The organism is Xanthomonas sp. LMG 12462, assembly GCF_009192885.1.
GTDB lineage: Bacteria > Pseudomonadota > Gammaproteobacteria > Xanthomonadales > Xanthomonadaceae > Xanthomonas_A > Xanthomonas_A sontii.
This window is the reverse complement of the sequence record NZ_NMPP01000001.1, coordinates 42179-62826: the sequence shown is the minus strand read 5'-3', so window position 1 is coordinate 62826 and position 20648 is coordinate 42179. Positions and strand designations below refer to the sequence as shown.

Genomic DNA, 20648 nt, shown 5'->3' with positions numbered 1-20648 from the left:
GTTTCCCTCCTTTCCCCCGGCGCGATGCGCCGTCCGTCTCCAAGGAAACGCAGATGAGCAAGCCATTGCAGGGCGAGATCGCGCTGGTCACCGGCGCCAGCCGCGGCATCGGTGCCGCCATCGCCGACGAACTGGCCGCGCAGGGCGCCACCGTCATCGGCACCGCCACCTCCGACGCCGGCGCGCAAGCGATCGGCGCGCGCCTGGCCGCCCATGGCGGTCATGGCCGCGCGCTGGACGTCACCGACGGCGCCGCGGTCGATGCGCTGATCGAGGCGATCGCCAAGGAATTCGGCCCGGTCTCGATCCTGGTCAACAACGCCGGCATCACCCGCGACAACCTGCTGATGCGGATGAAGGACGACGACTGGCAGGCGATCCTCGACACCAACCTGACCAGCGTGTTCCGCACCTCCAAGGCGGTGCTGCGCGGCATGATGAAGGCGCGCAAGGGCCGCATCGTCAACATCGCTTCGGTGGTCGGCGTGACCGGCAATCCGGGCCAGGCCAACTACGCCGCGGCCAAGGCCGGCATCATCGCCTTCTCCAAGTCGATGGCCAAGGAAATCGGCTCGCGCGGCATCACCGTCAACGTGGTCGCGCCGGGCTTCATCGACACCGACATGACCAAGGCGCTGCCGGAAGCGCAGCGCACCGCGCTGCTGGAGCAGATCGCGCTCGGCCAGCTCGGCCAGCCATCCGACATCGCCAATGCGGTGGCGTTCCTGGCCGGTCCCGGCGCCGGCTACATCACCGGCGAAACCCTGCACGTGAACGGCGGGATGTACATGCCGTGAGCCTGCGGCGCAGCGGACGCGCCTAAGTGGCTGATCGGCCGGCATTTGTGCAGTGCTGCAAGGGCCAGTCGGTTTCCACTACACTACCCAACGCGGCCATCGCAGCCCGATGGCGTTTTGTGAGTCCCTCACAGGAGCACCGCACATCCGTGTGCGGGGATCCTAAAACTCGAACCACCACTACTCCATCTGGAGCGATATCCCAATGAGCACCATCGAAGAACGCGTCAAGAAAATCGTCGTCGAACAGCTCGGCGTCAAGGAAGAAGAAGTCACCAACAACGCATCGTTCGTCGATGACCTGGGTGCCGACTCGCTGGACACCGTCGAGCTGGTGATGGCCCTGGAAGAAGAGTTCGAGTGCGAGATCCCGGACGAAGAAGCCGAGAAGATCACCTCGGTGCAGCAGGCCATCGACTACGTCAAGGCGCACGTCAAGAGCTGAGGCTGCGTTCGCGATCGCCATCGGCGCCTGCGTGGGCCCGATGCGCGTGACAATCCCATGGGGCCGCGCATGCGGCCCTGTGTTTTTACAGCGTCAAGGCCGCGCGTATCGCGGTGAGGAGATTTCGCAATGAGCCGTCGTGTCGTCGTAACCGGCATGGGCCTGGTGTCGCCGTTGGGCAATGACCTGGCCAGCAGTTGGGAAGGGATCGTCAACGGACGCTCCGGCATCGGCCCGATCACCCAGATCGATGCATCTCAGTTCACCACCAAGATCGCCGGCGAGATCAAGGATTTCGATCCGACCAAGTTCATCTCGTCCAAGGACGCGCGCAAGATGGACTCGTTCATCCATTACGGCGTCGGCGCCTCGTTCATGGCGCTGGACGATTCCGGCCTGGAGATCACCGAGGCCAATGCCGAGCGCATTGGCGCGATCCTCGGCTCCGGCATCGGTGGCCTGCTCGGCATCGAGGAACAGACCGTCAAATTCCACGAGGGCGGCGCCCGCAAGATCTCGCCGTTCTATGTGCCCAGCACCATCATCAACATGCTGCCGGGCCAGGTGAGCCTGATCAAAGGATTGAAGGGGCCGACCTTCTCCGCGGTCTCGGCCTGCGCCACCTCCAACCATTCCATCGGCACCGCGATGCGCATGATCCAGCACGGCGACGCCGACGTGATGCTGGCCGGCGGCGCCGAGCGCGGCTCCTCGCCGACCTCGGTGGGCGGCTTCTGCTCGATGAAGGCGATGTCCACCCGCAACGACGATCCTGCCGCGGCCTCGCGGCCGTGGGACAAGGAGCGCGACGGCTTCGTGCTCGGCGACGGCGCCGGCGTGCTGGTGCTGGAAGAGTACGAACACGCCAAGGCGCGCGGCGCGCGCATCTACGCCGAGCTGGTCGGTTTCGGCGCCAGCTCCGACGCCTTCCACATGACCGCCCCGAGCGAGGACGGCGAAGGCGCCGCGCGCAGCATGGTGGCGGCGATGAAGGACGCCAAGCTCAATCCGGACCAGATCCACTACCTCAACGCGCACGGCACCTCCACGCCGCTGGGCGACCTGGCCGAGACCCTGGCGATGAAGCGTGCGCTGGGCGATCACGCCTACAAGACCATGGTCAGCTCCACCAAGTCGATGACCGGCCACCTGCTCGGCGCCGCCGGCGGTGCCGAAGCGATCTTCTCGGTGATGGCGATCCATGCCGGCATCATCCCGCCGACCATCAACCTGCACGAGCCGGGAGAAGGCTGCGATCTGGACTACGTGCCGAACGTGGCGCGCGAGAAGCAGATCGACGTGGCGATGTCCAATGGGTTCGGCTTCGGCGGGACCAACGGGACGTTGGTGTTCAAGCGGGTCTAGGAGCCGGGATTCGGGAATAGGGAATCGGGAATCGTCACAGCCGGCGCCTCACTCCCGTCGCGCTCGTCTATCCATCGAGCGGCGCGCGTGAGGTCCGCGTGCGTTGCTGCGGTGTCGCTTAGCGCTTGTCTGGCGATGCCTTCCGTTTCCTGACGTTTCTTTCATTCTTCCAGCGGATCTTCGATGCTGCGTACCGTTCCCTTGCCGGCCGAGGTCGATCTGCTGGCGCTGCATCGCCTGGCGCCGCAGCGGTATCCGGTGTTGCTGGAATCGGCGGCGTCGGGCACGGCGCAGGGGCGCTGGGATCTATTGCTGGTCGCCGACGGGCAGGGCCTGCGGCTGGATCGCGATGGGGGCACCCGCACGCTCGATGGCGCCGCGGTGGCCGGGGATTTCCTGAGCGCACTGGACGCGCACTGGCAGGCCGAACGCTGCGAACGCGACGAGCCGCGCTGGCCGTTTCGTGGCGGCTGGGCGTTGCTGCTGGACTACGAACTCGCTGCGCAGGTGGAGCCGGTGCTGCAACTGCCGCCTTCCGCTGCGACCACGCCCGCGGCGCTGGCCCTGCGCTGTCCCGCCGCGCTGCTGCGCGATCACGTCACCGGCGACTGCGTGGCGTTGGCCGAGCCCGCGCATGCGGCAGTGCTGGACAGCGTGCTCGCCGATCTGCAGGCGCTGACCGCGGCCGCACCGGCGCCTGCGTGGCAGACGCCGCTGGCGATCGAGGAAGACCCGCCGCAGCGCTTTGTCGACGGCGTGCGCCGCATCCTCGATTACCTGCGCGCCGGCGACGTGTTCCAGGTCAATCTGTCGCGGCGCTGGTCGGCGCGCTTCGCCGCGCCGCTGGCGCCGGCGGCGCTGTACGCGCAACTGCGTCGCGCCAACCCGGCACCGTTCGCCGGCCTGTTCGTCGGCCACGGCCGCGCCGTGGTCAGTTCCTCGCCGGAACGGCTGGTGTCGGTGCGCGGCGACGTGGTCGAGACCCGGCCGATCGCCGGCACCCGCGCACGCGCGCCGGGCGACGACGAGGCCGCGCGCATCCGCGAACTGGTCGGGCATCCCAAGGAGCGCGCCGAGCACGTGATGCTGATCGACCTGGAGCGCAACGACCTGGGGCGGATCTGCGCGCCGGGCAGCGTCGAGGTCGACGAACTGATGACCGTGGAGAGCTACGCCCACGTGCACCACATCGTCAGCAACGTGCGCGGCCGGCTGCGTGCGGGCACCACGCCGGGCGAGACGATCCGCGCCACCTTCCCGGGCGGCACCATCACCGGCTGCCCCAAGGTGCGCTGCATGCAGATCATCGCCGAACTGGAGCAGACCCCGCGCGGCGCCTACACCGGCGCGTTCGGCTGGCTCAACCGCGACGGCGACATGGACCTGAACATCCTCATCCGCACCGCCGAGGTGGACGGCGCGCAGGTGCAGTTCCGCACCGGCGCCGGCATCGTGTTCGACTCCGACCCGGAGCGCGAGCTCGACGAGACCCGCGCAAAGGCACGCGGCCTGCTGCGCGCGCTGGAACCATGAGCGGGGCCGCGCGATACCGGGCCATGCCGGCCGCGCGGTATCCTGCACGTCATTGAATTCGCTCCGAGGTGGTCGTGGCTTGGGCTAAACGCGGGTGTCTGACCCTGCTGGGGACATTGCTGGTGCTGGCGCTGCTGGTGGCCGCGGCCGGCGCCTGGTGGTGGCACGGCTATCGCGCCTTCGCCGAGCAACCGCTGCAGGCGACCCAGCCCAGCGTGGAAGTGGCGCGCGGCGCCTCGCTCAACGGCGTGCTGCGCAAGCTGCGCGCCGCCGGCGTGAACCAGGGCAGCGACCTGCAATGGCAGGTGCTGGCGCGCGAACTGGGCGTGGCCGGCAAGCTCAAGTTCGGCGAATACGCGTTGCAGCCGGCACTGAGCCCGCGCGAGCTGCTGCTGCGCATGCGCAAGGGCCAGGTGATCCAGTACCGCTTCACCATCGTCGAAGGCTGGAACGTGCGCCAACTGCGCAGCGCCTTGAACGCGGCCACGCCGCTGGTGCACACCACCACCGACCTCAGCGACAGCGAACTGATGGCCAAGCTCGGCCAGCCTGGCCAGCACCCGGAAGGCCGCTTCCTGCCCGAGACCTACCTCTACCAGCGCGGCGACACCGACCTGCAGGTACTGCGCCGCGCGCATGCGGCGATGGACAAGGCGCTGGCCGAGGCCTGGGACGCGCGCGCCAAGGACCTGTCGCTGCAGTCGCCGGAGCAGGCGCTGATCCTGGCCTCGATCGTGGAGAAGGAAACCGGCCTGGCCGCCGAACGCCCGCAGATCGCCGGCGTGTTCGTGCGCCGCCTGCAACTGGGCATGAAACTGCAGACCGACCCGAGCGTGATCTACGGCATCGGCAGCGCCTACGACGGCAACATCCGCAAGCGCGACCTGGAGACCGATACGCCGTACAACACCTACACCCGCACCGGCCTGACCCCGACCCCGATCGCCATGCCCGGCCGCGACGCGCTGCGTGCCGCCACCAACCCGGCGCCGGGCGACAGCCTGTACTTCGTGGCCATCGGCGACGGCAGCGGCGCGCATGCGTTCTCCGCCAACTACGCCGAGCACAACGCGGCGGTGGCGCGCTACCTGCAGCGCCTGCGCCAGGCGCGCAGCGACGCGGCGGTGTCGCCATGAGCGAGGCCGTGCTGCGTCACCATCGCTTCGTCAGCCTGGAAGGCGGCGAGGGCGCCGGCAAGACCACCGCGATCAACGCGATCCGCGATGCGTTGCAGGCGCAGGGCCACGAAGTGGTGCTGACCCGCGAACCGGGCGGCACGCCGCTGGCCGAGCGCATCCGCGCGCTGCTGCTGGACAAGACCCCCGGCGAAGTCGCCGAGCCGCTGGCCGCCGAGACCGAACTGCTGCTGGTGTTCGCCGCGCGCGCGCAGCACGTGCGCGAGGTGATCCGGCCGGCGCTGCAGCGCGGCGCCTATGTGGTCAGCGACCGCTTCACCGATTCCAGCTACGCCTACCAGGGCGAAGGCCGCGGCCTGGATCGTGCCTGGATCGCCGACCTGGAGCGGCGCGCGGTCGGCCTGCAGCCGGGCCTGACCCTGCTGCTGGACCTGGACGTGCAGATCGGCCGTGCCCGCACCAGCGGCCGCGATCTGTGGCCGGACCGGATCGAGAGCGAGCAGGACGATTTCTTCCAGCGCGTGCGTGCCGGCTTCCGCCAGCGCGCCGCGCAGGACCCGCAGCGCTTCCGCGTCATCGACGCCAGCCAGCCGCCGCAGGCGGTGGCGCAGGCGGTCGCCGCCGCACTGGCGGCGTGGGTGCAGCAGCAACAGGAGCCGACGCCATGAGCGACGTGCCGTTCGCGCCGTGGCAGCAGCGCGCCTACGACCAGACCGTGGCCGCGCTCGATGCGGGCCGCCTCGGCCACGGCCTGCTGATCTGTGGGCCGGAAGGCCTGGGCAAGCGTGCGGTGGCGCTGAAGCTGGCCGCGCACGTACTCGGTCAGGGCGAGCCGGCCGCGGCCCTGCGCAGCGCGCAGCTGATCGCCGCCGGCACCCATCCGGACCTGCAGCTGATCTCGTTCATCCCCAACCGCACCGGCGACAAGCTGCGCACCGAGATCGTCATCGAGCAGGTGCGCGAGATCTCGCAGAAGCTGGCGCTGACCCCGCAGTACGGCGTGGCCCAGGTAGTGGTGGTGGACCCGGCCGACGCGATCAACCGCGCCGCCTGCAACGCCCTGCTGAAGACGCTGGAAGAACCGCAGCCCGGCCGCTATCTGTGGCTGATCAGCGCGCAGCCGGCGAGGCTGCCGGCGACCATCCGCAGCCGTTGCCAGCGGCTGGAATTCAAGTTGCCGCCGGCCGACGAGGCGATCGCGTGGCTGCTGGCCCAGGACTTTCCCGAGAAGACCGCACGCGAAGCGCTGGACGCCGCGCGCGGCCATCCCGGCCTGGCCGCGCACTGGCTGCGCGAGGACGGATTGAAGCTGCGCCGGCAGGTGGTCGCGGACCTGGAGCAAGTCGCCGCCGGCAAGCTCGGCGCGCTGGACGCCGCGCAGCGCTGGAGCAGCGACGCGCTGGCCGAGCAGCGCCTGGGCCATGCCGCCGACCTGGCGCTTGCCCAGGCGTCGCAGGCCGGCTTGACCGACCCGGCGCGATTGCACAAGCTGGCCGCGTGGTTCGACGCCGCCAATCGCACCCGCGATCTGCTGCGGACCACCGTGCGCGCCGACCTGGCGATCGCGGAACTGTTGCTGGCCTGGCGCGATGGCGATCGCCCGGCCCGGAGAGGGGCACAACGATGAGCGCGATGAGCGGACGCCAGGGCATCCTGTCGCTGGCGGTGAAGGACAAGGCGGCGCTGTACAACGCCTACATGCCGTTCGTGAAGAACGGCGGCATCTTCGTGCCCACGCCCAAGCGCTACTTCCTCGGCGACGAAGTGTTCCTGCTGCTGACCCTGCCCGATTCCAGCGAGCGCCTGCCGGTGGCCGGCAAGGTGGTCTGGGTGACCCCGGTCGGCGCCCAGGGCAACCGCGCCGCCGGCATCGGCGTGCAGCTGCCGGACAACAGCGAAGGCGAGACCATCCGCACCAAGATCGAGACCCAGCTGGCCGGCATCCTCAACGCCGACAAGCCCACCCAGACCATGTAGCGGCGGCGCCGCGCAACGGACCTCGACAGGCCCCATTGACGCCGCGCGCCACAGCCCTATAATGTGCGGCTCGCGACACGGGCGGTTAGCTCAGCGGTAGAGCATTGCCTTCACACGGCAAGGGTCGCAGGTTCGAACCCTGCACCGCCCACCACGAATTTGAGCGTCAACGAAGAAGCCGGCCTAGTGCCGGCTTTTTTGTTGCTTGAAGTCCAAGCTGCTTGGTCGCTATTGTCGATTTCTGCCTTGGGACAATTTTAGAATTGGCGATCAAATTATCAGTGGTCTTGCGCTCGAGGCCATGGCTATGAAATGGCGATCAGATGCTAAATCTAGGCACATCGCAAGTGGGATATGTGAGTAAGTCTATGCCTGCAAGAATTGACCTGGGTCCGCACGCCAGAATGCTTCATATCTATGAAGGGGTTCTTCGTGATTTTGAAGGCGGGATGACTAGGCCGGTGCGCGTTGAGCTGGGCGATGGAAACTGGATTCTCCGCTTTCCACGGCGTGACGCTGAACATGCAATTGTGCTTAAGCTGGCAATGGCGCTAAGTGGATTGAATGCAGCTTTTTTGTTGCTTCAGAACGGGCATGTTCTTGAACAGGCTGCTTTGCAGAGGATGATTGATGAGGCGAATGAGGATGTTTTATTCTTGGTTCTTGGTATCGCCAATGATGATTTGACAGATCTTCATAGGCGATATTTGGATGCGTTCTGGGCTGAAGAATTTGATGACTTTTCCAATGTGACTGAATCACACAGAAGTCGCGATCAGGTAAGAAGAAAGAAAATTCATGCCTACAATGCCAGCTACCTAGAGGATCCAAGTCGGTCAGTAAAGCTTTCCGATGTTATCCATAAGATGTACTCAGGTTTTGTCCATGGAGCGGCGAACCACATCATGGATATTTATAACCCTGATCTGTGTGGCTTTGCTGTTCGTGGAATGCTCGGTACTCCACGAGTTTTCGATCATGCCTATGATATTTGGAATGTTATTTATAGGACGGGATTGTCGTTCCTATTCGCCTCAAGGGCATATGGCTCTGATGCACACGAGCAACTTGTGACTGAGCACCTAAAGGAATTCCAGATGGCTACTGGTCGAAATGGAGGAATTTAGAATTCTCGCCCGCCGCTCGTATTCAAAGTGCTTGAGCCAACAAAATTGCTACACGTAGTGATACCGCAGTTGTGCAATCAACAGGACGCTATGCTCGACCTTGTAGACGATCCGGTGTTCGTCGTTGATGCGTCGCGACCAGTAGCCGGCCAGGGCATGGCGTAGCGGTTCGGGCTTGCCGATGCCCTGGGAGGGATCGCGTTGAATGGCCTTGATCAGGTCGTTGATGCGCTTGAGCATCTTTTTGTCGGCCTGTTGCCAGTAGAGATAATCCTCCCAGGCGTTGTCCGAGAACTGCAGCGTCACTCGCTCAGTTCCCGCGCCTTGCCGCGACCGGATTCGAGTTGTGCGATGGATTCCAGCAGGCGCTGCGCGTTCTTCGGGCTACGCAGCAAATAAGCGGTTTCTTCCATCGCCTTGTAGTCCTCCAGCGACAGCATGACGACGGCTTGCTCGCGGCTGCGCGTAATGATCACCGGCTCGTGGTTGTTGACCACGCGGTCCATGGTGTCCGCGAGAGCGGCACGTGCGGCGCTGTAGGTGATGGTGTCCATGATGGCTCCGAGTTGTACAATAAATTGTACGCTCACGTGTGCCCCTGTCAACGGGCATCCCTTGACCGGATGCGTGGAGATTCTGGGTGGAGTCACCAAGCGATGACCACTTGGATGCGACCGGCTCACGACCCGATCACAACATCGCTCGATACTCCACGCATGCCCGAAGGTCCCTCGATCGTCATCCTGAAGGAAGAAGCCGCCGCGTTCGCCGGGCGCAAGGTGTTGCGGGTGTCCGGCAACAGCAAGCTGGACCTGGAGCGGATGCGCGGTCGCAAGATCCTGTCGCTGCGCAGTTGGGGCAAGCATTTCCTGATCGAGTTCGATGCGTTCAGTGTGCGCATCCATTTCCTGCTGTTCGGTAGCTACCGGATCAATGCACGTAAGGACGCGTCGGCGCGTCTGAGCCTGGGCTTCGCCAAGGGCGAGGAGCTGAACTTCTACGCGTGTTCGATCAAGTTCATCGACGGTCCGTTGGATGCGGCCTACGACTGGACCGCGGACGTCATGAATCCCGACTGGGATGCGGCGCAGGCGCGGCGCAAGTTGCGGCTGCGGCCGCATACACTCGCCGCCGATGCCTTGCTGGATCAGGATGTGTTCGCCGGTGTCGGCAACATCATCAAGAACGAGGTGCTGCACCGCATCCGTGTGCATCCCGAGAGCGAGATCGGCGCGTTGCCGCCGCGCAAGCTGGGCGAACTGGTGACACAGGCGCGTGAGTACAGCTTCGATTTCTATCGTTGGAAGAAAGCCTACGAACTGAAGAAAAACTACCAGGTGCACACCAAGACGGTGTGTCCGCGCGACGGTCATTTGCTCACGTATCGCAAGCAACTCGGCAAGGCGCAGCGGCGCGCGTTTTTCTGCGAGCACTGCCAACGGCGGTACGTACTGGACGATAATTGATCCAACGCCAATTGGGGCCGGCGCGTCCACAACGTAGTGCAAAGATCGTCGTAAGGCGCTTGCTGCGTGGAATTCATGTTGGCATATTGACTGGGTCGATTTCCTCGCTGTCAACACGGGGGGCGACATCAGTGTCGTGTACAGTGATCGACGGCTCCACAAAGAGATCGCTCACTGGGCAAGAAGGGGCGTGTGAGCGTTGCTGATTGATTTTCATCAGAACAGGGGGTGATATGAAATTTCGGGTTTCTTTATTTTCGTTAGCGTTTGGGCTTCTTCTGTGCGTCATCGCATCGCCAGCCATGGCGGTGACGGAATGCATGGTGACGCCAAAAGCGTTCTACGTCGGCGACAGTATGCTTTGGGTGGATTGGGTGGAAGGCGGAGCCGGCATCATCAGGCAGTCGGATCCTGACTTTAATCCGACGCTTGCCGTTGTCTCTATGGCTGTTACAAACCAGAAATCGCTTGTGGTCCGTTACGCGGCAGACAATGTCGACTGCGCGGGGAGAAACGACATCGCCGGGATTTGGATGTCACGTTAGTCGTCGTTGTAGTGGCGGCGGAGACTAGCGCATTACGCCGCAAAGTTTACGTTGTCTCCAACCAGTTTGACCGCAGGCCTTGATGGTGTTGCCTTCGTTAGGCAATCAAATCGAATTGTCGCCGGGTTGCTGTGACGCATGTGACTGCCTCAATGAAAATCCCGACTACGGATATCCAGGCCAAGCAGCATGGGCGTCAGGTCTTCCAGATGGGCGGCGATCAGGTGGCGGACCTTGCCCTCGGTCTCGACGCGGCCGCGCACCAGCAGCAGCCGGGATTCGAGCAGGGCCTGGCGCTGGCGTTCGGCCAGACGCCGCCACACCACCACGTTGACCAGGCCGTGCTCGTCCTCGAGGGTGACGAAGGTGACGCCGCTGGCGGTCTGCGGGCGCTGGCGCATGGTCACCAGGCCGGCGATGGCGACGGCACTGGCATGCGGCAACGCGCGCAGTTCGCCGGAATGGCGGTAGCGGCGCGCGCGCAGCTGCGTGCGCAGCAGGGTCAACGGGTGCTTGCCCAGGGTGGTGCCGAGCGTCGCGTAGTCGGCGCGGATGTCTTCGCCCTGGCTGGGCAGCGGAAGCGCGACCTGCTGTTCGGGCGTGGCCGACAACGCTTCGAACAGCGGCCGTTGCGCTTCGACGCCGGCCACGGCCCAGCGAGCGCGGTGGCGATGGCCGGCCAGCGCTTTCAACGCGCCGGCGTCGGCGAGCGCGGCACGGGCCTTGTCGTCGAGCGCGGCGCGGTGACAGAGGTCGGCGAGGTCGTGGAACGGCGCCTGCGCGCGCGCCTGCTGCAGGCGCAGTGCGGCGTCCTCGGCCAGGCCGCGGACCAGACGCAGGCCCAGGCGGATCGCCGGCTGCACCTGCGGGTCGGGACTATGCGCTTCCAGGCTGCAGTCCCAGTCGCTGTAGCGCACGTCCACCGGCCGCACCTGCAGGCCGTGACGGCGCGCGTCCTGCAGCAATTGATCTGGGCTGTAGAAGCCCATCGGCCAGCTGTTGATGAGCGCGCAGGTGAATGCCGCCGGTTCGTGGCACTTGAGCCAGCAACTGGCGTAGGTGAGCAGGGCGAAACTGGCGGCGTGGCTTTCGGGAAACCCGTAGCTGCCGAAGCCCTTGATCTGCTCGAAGATGCGTCCGGCGAATTCGGCGCTGTAGTTCCTCTCCAGCATGCCCTGCAGCAACTTGTCGCGATGCGGTTCCAGCCCGCCGTGGCGTTTCCAGGCCGCCATCGAACGGCGCAATTGATCGGCCTGGCCCGGCGTGTAGCCGGCGGCGACCACCGCGAGTTGCATCACCTGTTCCTGGAACAGCGGCACGCCGAGCGTGCGCTTGAACACCTCGCGCAACTCGTCTGGCAGATCGTCGGTGGCCTCCTCGCCGCTGCGCCGGCGCAGATACGGATGCACCATGCCGCCCTGGATCGGGCCGGGGCGCACGATCGCCACCTGGATGACCAGGTCGTAGAACTCTTTCGGCTGCAGCCGCGGCAGCATCGCCATCTGCGCGCGCGATTCGATCTGGAACACGCCGATGGTGTCGGCACGCTGGATCATCGCGTAGGTCTGCGGGTCTTCGGCGGGAATAGTGGCGAGCGTGTAGTCGCGGCCGCGGTGCGCGCGCAGCAGGTCCAGGGTGCGCCGCAGCGCGCTGAGCATGCCCAGCGCGAGCACGTCGACCTTCATCAGCCCGACCAGTTCCAGGTCGTCCTTGTCCCACTGGATCACCGTGCGCTCGGCCATGGTCGCGTTCTCCACCGGCACCAGCGTGTGCAGCGCATGCTCGGAGATGACGAAGCCGCCGGGATGCTGCGACAGGTGCCGTGGGAAGCCGATCAGTTGGCTGGCGAGCACCAGCAGCCGGCGCATCACCGGCGTGTCCGGGTCGAAGCCGCGTTCGCGCAGCAATTCCTGCGCCGACTCCACCGGGTCGCGCTGGCCCAGTGCGGACGACAGTGCATCGACGGTGTCGCTGGGCAGGCCCAGTGCGCGCGCCACGTCGCGCACCGCGCTGCGCGTGTGGTAGCTGATCGCCACCGCGGCCAGCGCGGCGCGCTCGCGGCCGTAGTGGCGGAAGATGTACTGGATCACTTCCTCGCGGCGGTCGTGCTCGAAATCGATGTCGATGTCCGGCCGCTCCTTGCGCTCTTCGGAAATGAAGCGCTCGAACAGCATGCCGATGCGGTCAGGATCGATCGCGGTGATGCCCAGTGCGTAGCACACCGCCGAGTTCGCCGCCGAGCCGCGACCCTGGCACAGGATGTCCTTGGAGCGCGCGAAGCGCACCAGGTCGTAGACGGTGAGGAAATAGGACTCGTATTTCAGCCGCTCGATCACGCCGAGTTCGTGTTCGATCAGGCGCCGCGCCTTGTCCGGCACGCCGTGTGGCCAGCGCTCGGCCACGCCGCGTTCGGTGAGGATGCGCAGCCATTGCGTGGGCGTGTGCCCGGGGGGCACCAGTTCGTGCGGGTATTCGTACTGCAGTTGGCCGAGGTTGAACGTGCAGCGCTGGGCGATGCGCACGGTTTCGGCCAGCAGCGCCGGCGGATACAGCGACGCCAGCGTGGCGCGCGGGCGCAGGTGGCGTTCGCCATTGGGATACAGGTGTGCACCGGCCTCGTGCAGCGGCAGGCGCTGGCGGATCGCGGTCAAGGTGTCCTGCAACGCGCGGCGGCCGCGCGCATGCATGTGCACGTCGCCGCTGGCCACGGCGGGCAGTTGCAGGCGCTGCGCCAACTGTAGGCGCGCCTGCAGCAGCGCGGCGTCGTCGGGGCCGCGCAGCAGTTCCACCGCCAGCCACAGCCGATGCGGGAAGCGCGCCTGCAGCCAGGCGCCGTCCGCGGCGTCGTCGGCGTCGCCGCGCGGCAGCCACAGGCACAGCAGGCCGGCGCCGTCGTCCGCGCTGGCCAGATCCTCGCGCAGCGCGCGGTAGCTGCCTTTGTCGGCGCGGCGCCGGGCCAGGGTGATCAATCGGCACAGGCGCTGGTAGCCATGCAGGGTCTCGGCCAGCAGCACCAGCTTGGGGCCATGCTCGAACTGCATCTCGCTGCCGACGATGAGGTGCAGGCCCATGTCCCGGGCCGCCTGCCAGGCGCGCACGATGCCGGCCAGGCTGCATTCGTCGGTGATCGCCAGGGCGCGGTAGCCATGGTGCAGCGCGCGTTCGCACAGTTCCCAGGGGTGCGAGGCGCCACGCTGGAAGCTGAAGTTGGACAGGCAATGCAGTTCGGCGTAGTCGGGCAGGGTGGAGTCCGCTGGCGTGCGCGGCACGTTGGCGGCGGGTGCACTGGTTGGCGCAGGGGCAGGCGTCGGCAGCAGCCGCAGGCGCGGCGGCATGCGTGGATGCGGCGGGGTGTGGCTCATGCGAACCAGCCGTGCAGCATCAGTGCGTCCGGCGCGTCGGCCGGGGCGAAGGCCCAGGCGCGCTGGCCCTGGCGGGTGCGCACCACGTAGTAATCGCGGCGCACGTCGCCGTCGTCCCACCAGCCGCTCTCGATGCGTTCCGGCCCGGCCAGGCGCTCGGGCGCGCGTTCGCGCAGCGGCACCGGCCGCGCCAGCAGCCAGCCGGGGCGTGGCGGCGCGTTGGCGGCGGGCGTGGCCGTGCTGCGCGCCGGGGTGGACTCGGCGCGCCAGGCCAGTTCCGGGCGATGGTCGGCATGCGCGCGTAGGCCGTGCACGGCGTCGTCGCCCAGGCGCGCACGCAGGCGTTCGCGCAGTTGCTCCCACGGCAGCGCCTGCTGCGCGCGTTCGTCGAACAGTTCGCGCGCGGCCGGCACGAACGGCGGCAGTTCGTCGGCGCACAGGCGCAGCGCCTGCACCGATGCCGGCACGCTGGCCTGCTGCAGGCGCCCGCGCGCCAGTTCGAACAGCATCGCCGCATCGCGCTCGGCGGCGAGCAGGCCCACCGGCACCACGCTCGGTTCCAGGTCTTCGTGTTCCAGCAGCAGACGGAAGCGCTGCACGCCGCCGTCGCGTCCGGCCAGGAACGCGGCCAGGTCCTGGGTCAGCCGGCGCAGCGGGAACAGCAGCGCCTGGTTGGATTCGGTGGCATAGCCCAGTTCCAAGCGCGCATCGAAGCGGTCCGGCGGCAGGTAGTACTGCAGCGGCAGCGGCGCCTGCCCGCGCAACGCGTCCAGGTGCTGCAGCAGGGCGGGCGGATAGCGCCGCGCCAGCGCGGTGCGCGGCAGTGCGAACAGCTGCTGCAGGCGGCGCAGGCCCATCCGCGCGAAGCCCTCGGCCAGGGCCGGCGACAGCCCGGCGCGGGCGATCGGCAACTGCCCCAGCGCGCGCTGCAGCGCGGCGTTGTCGAGCAGGGCGATGCCGTCGTGGGCATTGACCAGCGCGCGCGCGGCCAACGGGTGCGGCGCGACCACGATGCGGTGGCGGAAGCCCAGCGCGGTCAGTTCCTCGCGCAGTCGCGCCTCGAAGCGCGGCCACGGCCCGAACAGGCCGAGGCTGGCTTCGATCTCGAGTAGCAGCGCGCCGGGGTAGTCGGTGCTGACCAGCGAACTGAAGCGGTAGGCCCAGGCGGCGAGGAACTGCTGGCTGCGGCGGCTTTCTTCGGCATCGTGCAGGGCGGTGGCGAAGCGATCGCACAGCGCCTGCGCGGTGACCAGCGATTGTCCGGGGCGCAGGCCGCGGGCGCGCGCGGCGGCGTTGACCGCCTTCAGCGTGCGCCGCTGCGGCGGACCGTCGAGCAGTGCCAGCGGTTCGTCCGGCGACGGCCAGCGGCGCAGGACGGTGTCCAGCGCCAGTTGCGGCAACAGGATGCAGGCCCAGTGCATGGCAGCGGTCTCACCCGGTCGCCAGGGCGGACAGCGCGATCGGCTGCGCCGGCGGCAGCCCGCCGCGGCACTTGAGCACGCGCAGTTGCGCCGGCGCGGCGTCGATGGCGATGCGCAGCGCGGCCGGCGACGGATTGGCGGCGGCCTTCAGCGGCCGATAGGCGAAGCCCAGGGTGCGTCCGGTCTCGGCGGCCACCTGCAGCCGGCGCAGGGTCTTGTCGCCGGCCAGCCCCGGCCAGCACAGCACCGCCGCGCAACTGCCGGCGCGCAGGCACTGCTCGGCGGCCCAGGCCGCATCCGCACCGGCACGGACGATCTGCACCTGCGCCAGCGCCACCCCGGCCTGCGCCCAGGCGGCGGGGTAGGGCAGGTACGGCGGATCGACCAGCACGATGCGGCCGCCGCCCTGCGACAGCCGTGCCAGGGTCGGCCACAGCAGCTGCAGTTCGCCGATGCCGTCGGCGGCGTGCAGCAGTTCGGTCAGCGCCATCTCCGGCCAGCCGCGCGCGGGCAGCACCGCGTCCAGCGCGGCGTGCCCGGTGGGCTGCGCGCTGGGCGGCAGCGCCGTCGGCTGGCCGCGCCAGACCCGGCGCTCGGCCAGCAGGCGGTCGAGGGCGACGACGGCGGCCATCAGCCGGGCCGGATCAGGCCGCAGTAATGCCCTTCGATGGCGAAGTCCTGCCCGGGAGCGACCACGATCGGCGCATAGGCGGGATTGCGCGGCAGCAGCGCGATGCCGTCGCCATCGGCGCGGTAGCGCTTGATGGTGAGTTCGCCGTCCAGCCGCGCCACCACGATCTGGCCGTTGCGCGCGTCGGCGGCGCGGCGCACCCCGACCAGGTCGCCGTCGAGGATGCCGTCGTCGATCATCGAGTCGCCCTGCACCCGCAGCAGGTAGTCCGGACGCAGCGCGAACACCGCACGGTCCAGGCGCAACTGCTGGTCCAGGCCGATGTCGGCGCCGATCGGCGCACCGGCGGCGACCCGGCCCAGCACCGGCAACTGCAGCAGTTCGCTGCGGCTGCCGGCCTGCGCCGGGCGCAGGCTGCGCGCCTGCTGCGGCACCTGCGCCAGCAGCCCGGCCTCGACCAGCGCCTGCACATGCTTGCGCGCGGCATTGCGCGAGGCGAAGCCGAAGCGTTCGGCGATCTCGGCCAGGCTTGGCGGCCGCCCGTCCTGCTCGATGCAGGCATGGACGTAGGCGAGGATGGCGGCGCGCTGCGGGGACAGGGTGGTCATGGTGTACATTTGTACACCGATGGCGCGACCTTGGCGAGATGGGGGCGCTGAACGGGTTTGGCGTCTCCCGGTGGTGTCAGCTGCGTCCGGCCGCATCCTCCGGCATCGCCCCGGTGTAGCGCGCCCGTGGTCGGATCAGCTTGCCCAGGGCCTGCTGCTCCAGGGCGTGGGCCAGCCAGCCGGCCTGGCGGGCGGCGGCGAACAGCACCAGGGCGTGCGCGGCGGGCAAATCGTGGACGAAGCAGAGTGCGGCGAGCAGGCAGTCGATGTTCGGGCGCTGGCCGCTGCAGTCCTGGGCGGCGGCGATCACCGAATCCACGTGCTGCATGCGCGCGCTGCCGCCGCTGCGTTCGCGCAGCAGGCGCAGCACTTCGGCCGCGCGCGGGTCGCCGTCGGGGTACAGGGCGTGGTGGAAGCCGGGCAGGTCGTCGCCGCGCTGCCAGCGTTCGGCGATCAGGGCGGTGGCGCTGGGCGCGTCCTGGGCGTCGCGCAGCAGGGCGTGGGCGCGGGCGGTGGCGCCGCCGTGGCGCGGGCCGGACAGCGCGGCCAGGCCGGCGCTGACGGTGGCGTGCAGCGGCGCGCCAGTGGAGGCGACCACGCGGGCGGCGAAGGCGGAGACGTTGAGTTCGTGGTCGGCGCACAGCAGCAGCGCTGCGCGCACCAGTTCGGCGAAGTCGGCGTCGCCGGGACGCCAGTGGTCGGCGATCAGGCGATGCAGCGGGCGCGCGTCCGGCGCGGTGCCGACCAGCAGCGCGGCGTTCTGCCGCAGCAGGGTGGCGGCGATCTCGCGGCGCACGCCGGGGGCGGCGTTGAGCGACTGGCGCAGCTCCAGGGCCAGCAGCGGGATGCAGGCCATGGCGCGTTCCAGCGGTGGCAGCGCGGCATGCCCGGCCAGCGGCGCCAGCACCGCCGGCCACGGCGCGACCGGCGCGCTGGCGAACGGGTCTTCGCCCTCGGGGCAGTCCCACAGCAGCCGCGCGACGTCCTCCAGGCTGGCACCGGCGCGGACCATGGCCACCGCCGAACGCCCGCGGTAGTACGGGCCGTCGGGGCGGATCAGCGAGATCCGCGTCTCCAGCACCGGCAGGCCGCGGTCCAGGCTCTGCGCGGCACCGCGCGCGGCGCCGCGGCCGGCGCGCTTGCGCTGCGCCAGCCGCTCCACTTCGGCGCGCAGGTAGGCGCGGCTGCGGTGGTCGGGACCGGCGCGCGAGCTGAGCAGGCCGCGGCTGACGTAGGCATACAGGGTGGCGCTGCTGATGCCGAGTAGGGCGCAGGCCTCCGCGGCGGAGATCAGGTTGCGGTCGGGGCTGTCGGACATGAAGGGACGATAGGTTGATTCATTGAATCAAGATTGATCCGTGCCGGCGAGAGTGCCAGATTGGCGCCCATCGCGGAACGCCTGGCAGGGCGCCGCCGCCTCTTCGTCAGGAGCCGTCCATGTCCCTCGTTTCCCCCAGCGCCGGTTTCCGCGCCGCCCTGGCCGCCGAAGCGCCGTTGCAGGTGATCGGTGCGATCAACGCCAACCATGCGCTGCTGGCGCAGCGCGCCGGCTACAAGGCCATCTACCTGTCCGGCGGCGGCGTCGCGGCTGGTTCGCTGGGCCTGCCGGACCTGGGCATCAACACCCTGGACGATGTGCTGATCGACGTGCGCCGCATCACCGACGTGTGCCCGCTGCCGCTGCTGGTGGACATCGACACCGGCTTCGGGCCGAGCGCGTTCAACATCGAGCGCACGATCAAGGCGCTGATCAAGGCCGGCGCGGCCGCCTGCCATATCGAGGACCAGGTCGGCGCCAAGCGCTGCGGCCACCGTCCGGGCAAGGAGATCGTCAGCCAGGGCGAGATGGTGGACCGGGTCAAGGCCGCGGCCGACGCCAAGACCGATCCGGACTTCTTCCTGATCGCGCGCACCGACGCGATCCAGGCCGAGGGCGTGGACGCGGCGATCGAACGCGCCATCGCCTGCGTGGAGGCCGGCGCCGACGGCATCTTCGCCGAGGCCGCGTACGACCTGGACACCTACCGCCGTTTCGTCGACGCGGTGAAGGTGCCGGTGCTGGCCAACATCACCGAGTTCGGCAAGACCCCGCTGTTCACCCGCGACGAACTGGCGTCGGCCGGCGTGGCGATCCAGTTGTTCCCGCTGTCGGCGTTCCGCGCCGCCAACAAGGCCGCCGAGGACGTGTACACCGCGATCCGCCGCGACGGCCATCAGCAGGGAGTGCTCGAGCGCATGCAGACCCGCGAGGAGCTGTACGAGCGCATCGGCTACCACGCCTTCGAGCAGCGCCTGGATGCGCTGTTCGCCGGCAAGGGCGCATGATCGGCGGCGATTTTCCCGCCCGAGTCCGTCCATGAATCCCAATGCCGGTCCCTCTTCGTCGCTGCGCAGCCGCATCGATCGCCGCCAGACCGCGCGGCAACTGCTGCAGACAGAACTGGAGAAGCTGCCCGAAGCCGAGCGCGAGGTGGTGGAGCGCTTCATCGCCAAGCGCCACGTGGCCCGCGACATCGTCAAGCAGGCCGACCGCGATCGCTCGCTGGGCGAGCGCGTCGCCGACCGCGTCGCCGAGATCGGCGGCAGCTGGAGCTTCATCATCGGCTTCTGCGTGGTGCTGCTGGGCTGGATCGCGCTCAACAGTCTGGTGCTGGCGCACGCCTTCGATCCGTATCCCTACATCCTGCTCAACCTGTGCCTGTCGTGCCTGGCCGCGATCCAGGCGCCGGTGATCATGATGAGCCAGAACCGCCAGGCGGCGGTGGACCGCCTGCGCGCGCAGAACGACTACGAAGTGAACATCAAATCCGAACTGGAAATCCTGCAGGTGCACGAGAAGCTCAATCAGCTGCGCGAGCAGGACTGGGCGACGCTGGTGGATCAGCAGAACCGCCAGATCGCCATGCTGCAGCAACTGCTCGAGCGCGCCGGGGCCTGGCCACCGGCGCCGCACGCCCCCTGATCCACTGCGTCCATCCGACCGCAACACCGGGAGATTCGCCATGAACGACACCGCTCCGCAGACCGCCCCCGCCTTCAAGCCGAAGAAATCGGTGGCCCTGTCCGGCACCGCCGCCGGCAACACCGCGCTGTGCACGGTGGGCCGCAGCGGCAACGACCTGCACTACCGCGGCTACGACATCCTGGACCTGGCGCGCAGCAGCCAGTTCGAGGAGATCGCCTACCTGCTGGTGCACGGCAAGCTGCCCAGCAACAGCGAGCTGCGCGGCTACAAGGCCAAGCTGCGCTCGCTGCGTGGCATTCCGGCCGCGGTCAAGGCCGCGCTGGAGCAGTTGCCGCCGTCGGCACATCCGATGGACGTGATGCGCACCGGCGTGTCGGTGCTGGGCTGCGTGCAGCCGGAGAAGGACGACCACAACCATCCCGGCGCGCGCGACATCGCCGACAAGCTGATGGCCAGCCTCGGTTCGATGCTGCTGTACTGGTACCACTACAGCCACAACGGCCGGCGCATCGAGGTGGAGACCGACGACGATTCGATCGGCGGGCACTTCCTGCGCCTGCTGCACGGGTTCAAGCCGCACGAGGAATGGGTGCAGGCGATGCACACCAGCCTGATCCTCTACGCCGAACACGAGTTCAACGCGTCCACCTTCGCCTGCCGAGTCATCGCCGGCACCGGCAGCGACATGTACAGCGCCATCGCCGGCGGCATCGGCGCGCTGCGCGGGCCCAAGCACGGCGGCGCCAACGAGGTCGCCTTCGAGGTGCAGAAGCGCTACGACACGCCGGACGAGGCCGAGGCCGACATCCGCGCGCGGGTCGAGCGCAAGGAAGTCATCATCGGCTTCGGCCACCCGGTGTACACGGTGTCCGATCCGCGCAACCAGGTCATCAAGGACGTGGCGCGCGAACTGTCCGAGGCGCAGGGCAGCCGCAAGATGTACGACATCGCCGAGCGCCTGGAGACGGTGATGTGGGACATCAAGAAGATGTTCCCCAACCTGGACTGGTTCAGCGCGGTCAGCTACCACATGATGGGCGTGCCGACGGCGATGTTCACCCCGCTGTTCGTGATCGCCCGCACCGCTGGCTGGAGCGCGCACATCATCGAGCAGCGCGTCGACGGCAAGATCATCCGCCCCAGCGCGAACTACGTGGGGCCGGAGGATCAGGCGTTCGTGCCGATCGATCAGCGCAAGTGATGCGCCTGTACGCCTCGACTCCGCGTGACACTCCCCTCTCCCGTCGGGAGAGGGGTCGGGGGTGAGGGT

General features: G+C 68.1%; 21 protein-coding genes and 1 tRNA gene. 15 read left to right on the top strand and 7 right to left on the bottom strand.

The window, feature by feature from the left end:
- The first annotated feature begins 53 nt into the window (after nt 1-53).
- From fabG to CEK69_RS00220, 10 genes are all read left to right on the top strand, one after another.
- Complete coding sequence (gene fabG, locus CEK69_RS00265; RefSeq protein ID WP_152243112.1) at nt 54-797, top strand: 3-oxoacyl-ACP reductase FabG; 744 nt, start codon at nt 54-56, stop codon at nt 795-797.
- Nucleotides 798-1002: 205 nt separating this feature from the next.
- Nucleotides 1003-1242: an acyl carrier protein gene (acpP, locus tag CEK69_RS00260; protein ID WP_010342475.1), complete on the top strand. Its 240-nt coding sequence runs from the start codon at nt 1003-1005 to the stop codon at nt 1240-1242.
- 129 nt (nt 1243-1371) lie between these two features.
- A complete protein-coding gene (gene fabF / locus CEK69_RS00255; RefSeq protein WP_150410537.1) occupies nt 1372-2607 on the top strand; it encodes a beta-ketoacyl-ACP synthase II in 1236 nt (411 codons plus the stop codon).
- 183 nt (nt 2608-2790) lie between these two features.
- Nucleotides 2791-4140 (top strand): aminodeoxychorismate synthase component I, encoded by a 1350-nt coding sequence (locus tag CEK69_RS00250; protein WP_152243110.1) that lies wholly within the window; start codon nt 2791-2793, stop codon nt 4138-4140.
- A 74-nt stretch (nt 4141-4214) separates the two neighbouring features.
- Nucleotides 4215-5276, top strand: coding sequence for an endolytic transglycosylase MltG (gene mltG / locus CEK69_RS00245; protein WP_152243108.1), 1062 nt, complete (start codon nt 4215-4217; stop codon nt 5274-5276).
- Nucleotides 5273-5944, top strand: coding sequence for a dTMP kinase (gene tmk, locus CEK69_RS00240; protein WP_017917512.1), 672 nt, complete (start codon nt 5273-5275; stop codon nt 5942-5944). The genes mltG and tmk overlap by 4 nt, the downstream gene beginning before the upstream one ends.
- Nucleotides 5941-6903: a DNA polymerase III subunit delta' gene (locus CEK69_RS00235; protein ID WP_152243106.1), complete on the top strand. Its 963-nt coding sequence runs from the start codon at nt 5941-5943 to the stop codon at nt 6901-6903. Before tmk ends, CEK69_RS00235 begins: the two co-directional genes overlap by 4 nt.
- Entirely contained in the window at nt 6900-7253 is a 354-nt protein-coding gene (locus tag CEK69_RS00230; RefSeq protein ID WP_152181518.1) for a PilZ domain-containing protein, read from the top strand. The genes CEK69_RS00235 and CEK69_RS00230 overlap by 4 nt, the downstream gene beginning before the upstream one ends.
- A gap of 79 nt (nt 7254-7332) precedes the next feature.
- Nucleotides 7333-7407 (top strand) — tRNA-Val (locus CEK69_RS00225).
- A 250-nt stretch (nt 7408-7657) separates the two neighbouring features.
- Nucleotides 7658-8380, top strand: coding sequence for a hypothetical protein (locus CEK69_RS00220; RefSeq protein WP_152243104.1), 723 nt, complete (start codon nt 7658-7660; stop codon nt 8378-8380).
- Between the two features lie 48 nt (nt 8381-8428).
- Here CEK69_RS00220 and CEK69_RS00215 read toward each other — a convergent pair whose 3' ends face one another.
- Nucleotides 8429-8686 carry a Txe/YoeB family addiction module toxin gene (locus CEK69_RS00215; protein ID WP_152243102.1) on the bottom strand — a complete coding sequence of 86 codons (258 nt, stop codon included), beginning with the start codon at nt 8684-8686 and terminating at the stop codon, nt 8429-8431.
- The gene (locus CEK69_RS00210; RefSeq protein WP_017907919.1) at nt 8683-8934 is read right to left on the bottom strand and encodes a type II toxin-antitoxin system prevent-host-death family antitoxin; all 252 of its coding nucleotides are present in this window, start codon (nt 8932-8934) and stop codon (nt 8683-8685) included. Before CEK69_RS00210 ends, CEK69_RS00215 begins: the two co-directional genes overlap by 4 nt.
- A gap of 162 nt (nt 8935-9096) precedes the next feature.
- On the opposite strand from CEK69_RS00210, the gene CEK69_RS00205 reads away from it, so the two are divergent.
- Together CEK69_RS00205 and CEK69_RS00200 are read left to right on the top strand one after the other, a co-directional pair.
- The gene (locus CEK69_RS00205; RefSeq protein WP_152243100.1) at nt 9097-9846 is read left to right on the top strand and encodes a DNA-formamidopyrimidine glycosylase family protein; all 750 of its coding nucleotides are present in this window, start codon (nt 9097-9099) and stop codon (nt 9844-9846) included.
- A 233-nt stretch (nt 9847-10079) separates the two neighbouring features.
- Entirely contained in the window at nt 10080-10391 is a 312-nt protein-coding gene (locus CEK69_RS00200) for a hypothetical protein (RefSeq protein ID WP_150410534.1), read from the top strand.
- 149 nt (nt 10392-10540) lie between these two features.
- Here CEK69_RS00200 and CEK69_RS00195 read toward each other — a convergent pair whose 3' ends face one another.
- From CEK69_RS00195 to CEK69_RS00175, 5 genes are all read right to left on the bottom strand, one after another.
- Nucleotides 10541-13753 carry an error-prone DNA polymerase gene (locus CEK69_RS00195; protein WP_152243098.1) on the bottom strand — a complete coding sequence of 1071 codons (3213 nt, stop codon included), beginning with the start codon at nt 13751-13753 and terminating at the stop codon, nt 10541-10543.
- Nucleotides 13750-15174, bottom strand: a complete 1425-nt coding sequence (locus CEK69_RS00190; protein WP_152243096.1) for a DNA polymerase Y family protein — start codon at nt 15172-15174, stop codon at nt 13750-13752. Before CEK69_RS00190 ends, CEK69_RS00195 begins: the two co-directional genes overlap by 4 nt.
- A gap of 10 nt (nt 15175-15184) precedes the next feature.
- Complete coding sequence (imuA, locus tag CEK69_RS00185) at nt 15185-15805, bottom strand: translesion DNA synthesis-associated protein ImuA (RefSeq protein ID WP_152243094.1); 621 nt, start codon at nt 15803-15805, stop codon at nt 15185-15187.
- Entirely contained in the window at nt 15805-16413 is a 609-nt protein-coding gene (gene lexA, locus CEK69_RS00180) for a transcriptional repressor LexA (protein WP_152243092.1), read from the bottom strand. Before lexA ends, imuA begins: the two co-directional genes overlap by 1 nt.
- 76 nt (nt 16414-16489) lie before the next feature.
- Entirely contained in the window at nt 16490-17731 is a 1242-nt protein-coding gene (locus CEK69_RS00175) for a citrate synthase family protein (RefSeq protein ID WP_152243090.1), read from the bottom strand.
- Nucleotides 17732-17850: 119 nt separating this feature from the next.
- Between CEK69_RS00175 and prpB the strand changes: the two genes are divergently transcribed.
- Genes prpB through prpC form a run of 3 tightly spaced genes read left to right on the top strand, consistent with a single transcriptional unit; the run spans nt 17851 to nt 20579 of the window.
- Nucleotides 17851-18738 (top strand): methylisocitrate lyase, encoded by an 888-nt coding sequence (gene prpB, locus CEK69_RS00170; protein ID WP_152243088.1) that lies wholly within the window; start codon nt 17851-17853, stop codon nt 18736-18738.
- Between the two features lie 31 nt (nt 18739-18769).
- Nucleotides 18770-19375, top strand: coding sequence for a DUF1003 domain-containing protein (locus CEK69_RS00165; protein ID WP_152243086.1), 606 nt, complete (start codon nt 18770-18772; stop codon nt 19373-19375).
- A gap of 40 nt (nt 19376-19415) precedes the next feature.
- A complete protein-coding gene (prpC, locus tag CEK69_RS00160) occupies nt 19416-20579 on the top strand; it encodes a 2-methylcitrate synthase (protein ID WP_152181527.1) in 1164 nt (387 codons plus the stop codon).
- The last annotated feature ends 69 nt before the right edge of the window (nt 20580-20648 follow it).

What these genes read in the sequence shown, in the direction of transcription:
- CEK69_RS00250 (WP_152243110.1), top strand. Translation starts at nt 2,791, where the DNA reads ATGCTGCGTACCGTTCCCTTGCCGGCCGAGGTCGATCTGCTGGCGCTG.
- prpC (WP_152181527.1), top strand. Translation starts at nt 19,416, where the DNA reads ATGAACGACACCGCTCCGCAGACCGCCCCCGCCTTCAAGCCGAAGAAA.
- tmk (WP_017917512.1), top strand. Translation starts at nt 5,273, where the DNA reads ATGAGCGAGGCCGTGCTGCGTCACCATCGCTTCGTCAGCCTGGAAGGC.
- CEK69_RS00165 (WP_152243086.1), top strand. Translation starts at nt 18,770, where the DNA reads ATGAATCCCAATGCCGGTCCCTCTTCGTCGCTGCGCAGCCGCATCGAT.
- CEK69_RS00190 (WP_152243096.1), bottom strand. Translation starts at nt 15,174, where the DNA reads ATGCACTGGGCCTGCATCCTGTTGCCGCAACTGGCGCTGGACACCGTC.
- CEK69_RS00230 (WP_152181518.1), top strand. Translation starts at nt 6,900, where the DNA reads ATGAGCGCGATGAGCGGACGCCAGGGCATCCTGTCGCTGGCGGTGAAG.
- CEK69_RS00175 (WP_152243090.1), bottom strand. Translation starts at nt 17,731, where the DNA reads ATGTCCGACAGCCCCGACCGCAACCTGATCTCCGCCGCGGAGGCCTGC.
- prpB (WP_152243088.1), top strand. Translation starts at nt 17,851, where the DNA reads ATGTCCCTCGTTTCCCCCAGCGCCGGTTTCCGCGCCGCCCTGGCCGCC.
- CEK69_RS00205 (WP_152243100.1), top strand. Translation starts at nt 9,097, where the DNA reads ATGCCCGAAGGTCCCTCGATCGTCATCCTGAAGGAAGAAGCCGCCGCG.
- lexA (WP_152243092.1), bottom strand. Translation starts at nt 16,413, where the DNA reads ATGACCACCCTGTCCCCGCAGCGCGCCGCCATCCTCGCCTACGTCCAT.
- CEK69_RS00195 (WP_152243098.1), bottom strand. Translation starts at nt 13,753, where the DNA reads ATGAGCCACACCCCGCCGCATCCACGCATGCCGCCGCGCCTGCGGCTG.
- CEK69_RS00210 (WP_017907919.1), bottom strand. Translation starts at nt 8,934, where the DNA reads ATGGACACCATCACCTACAGCGCCGCACGTGCCGCTCTCGCGGACACC.
- CEK69_RS00220 (WP_152243104.1), top strand. Translation starts at nt 7,658, where the DNA reads ATGCTTCATATCTATGAAGGGGTTCTTCGTGATTTTGAAGGCGGGATG.
- imuA (WP_152243094.1), bottom strand. Translation starts at nt 15,805, where the DNA reads ATGGCCGCCGTCGTCGCCCTCGACCGCCTGCTGGCCGAGCGCCGGGTC.
- fabG (WP_152243112.1), top strand. Translation starts at nt 54, where the DNA reads ATGAGCAAGCCATTGCAGGGCGAGATCGCGCTGGTCACCGGCGCCAGC.
- acpP (WP_010342475.1), top strand. Translation starts at nt 1,003, where the DNA reads ATGAGCACCATCGAAGAACGCGTCAAGAAAATCGTCGTCGAACAGCTC.
- CEK69_RS00235 (WP_152243106.1), top strand. Translation starts at nt 5,941, where the DNA reads ATGAGCGACGTGCCGTTCGCGCCGTGGCAGCAGCGCGCCTACGACCAG.
- CEK69_RS00200 (WP_150410534.1), top strand. Translation starts at nt 10,080, where the DNA reads ATGAAATTTCGGGTTTCTTTATTTTCGTTAGCGTTTGGGCTTCTTCTG.
- fabF (WP_150410537.1), top strand. Translation starts at nt 1,372, where the DNA reads ATGAGCCGTCGTGTCGTCGTAACCGGCATGGGCCTGGTGTCGCCGTTG.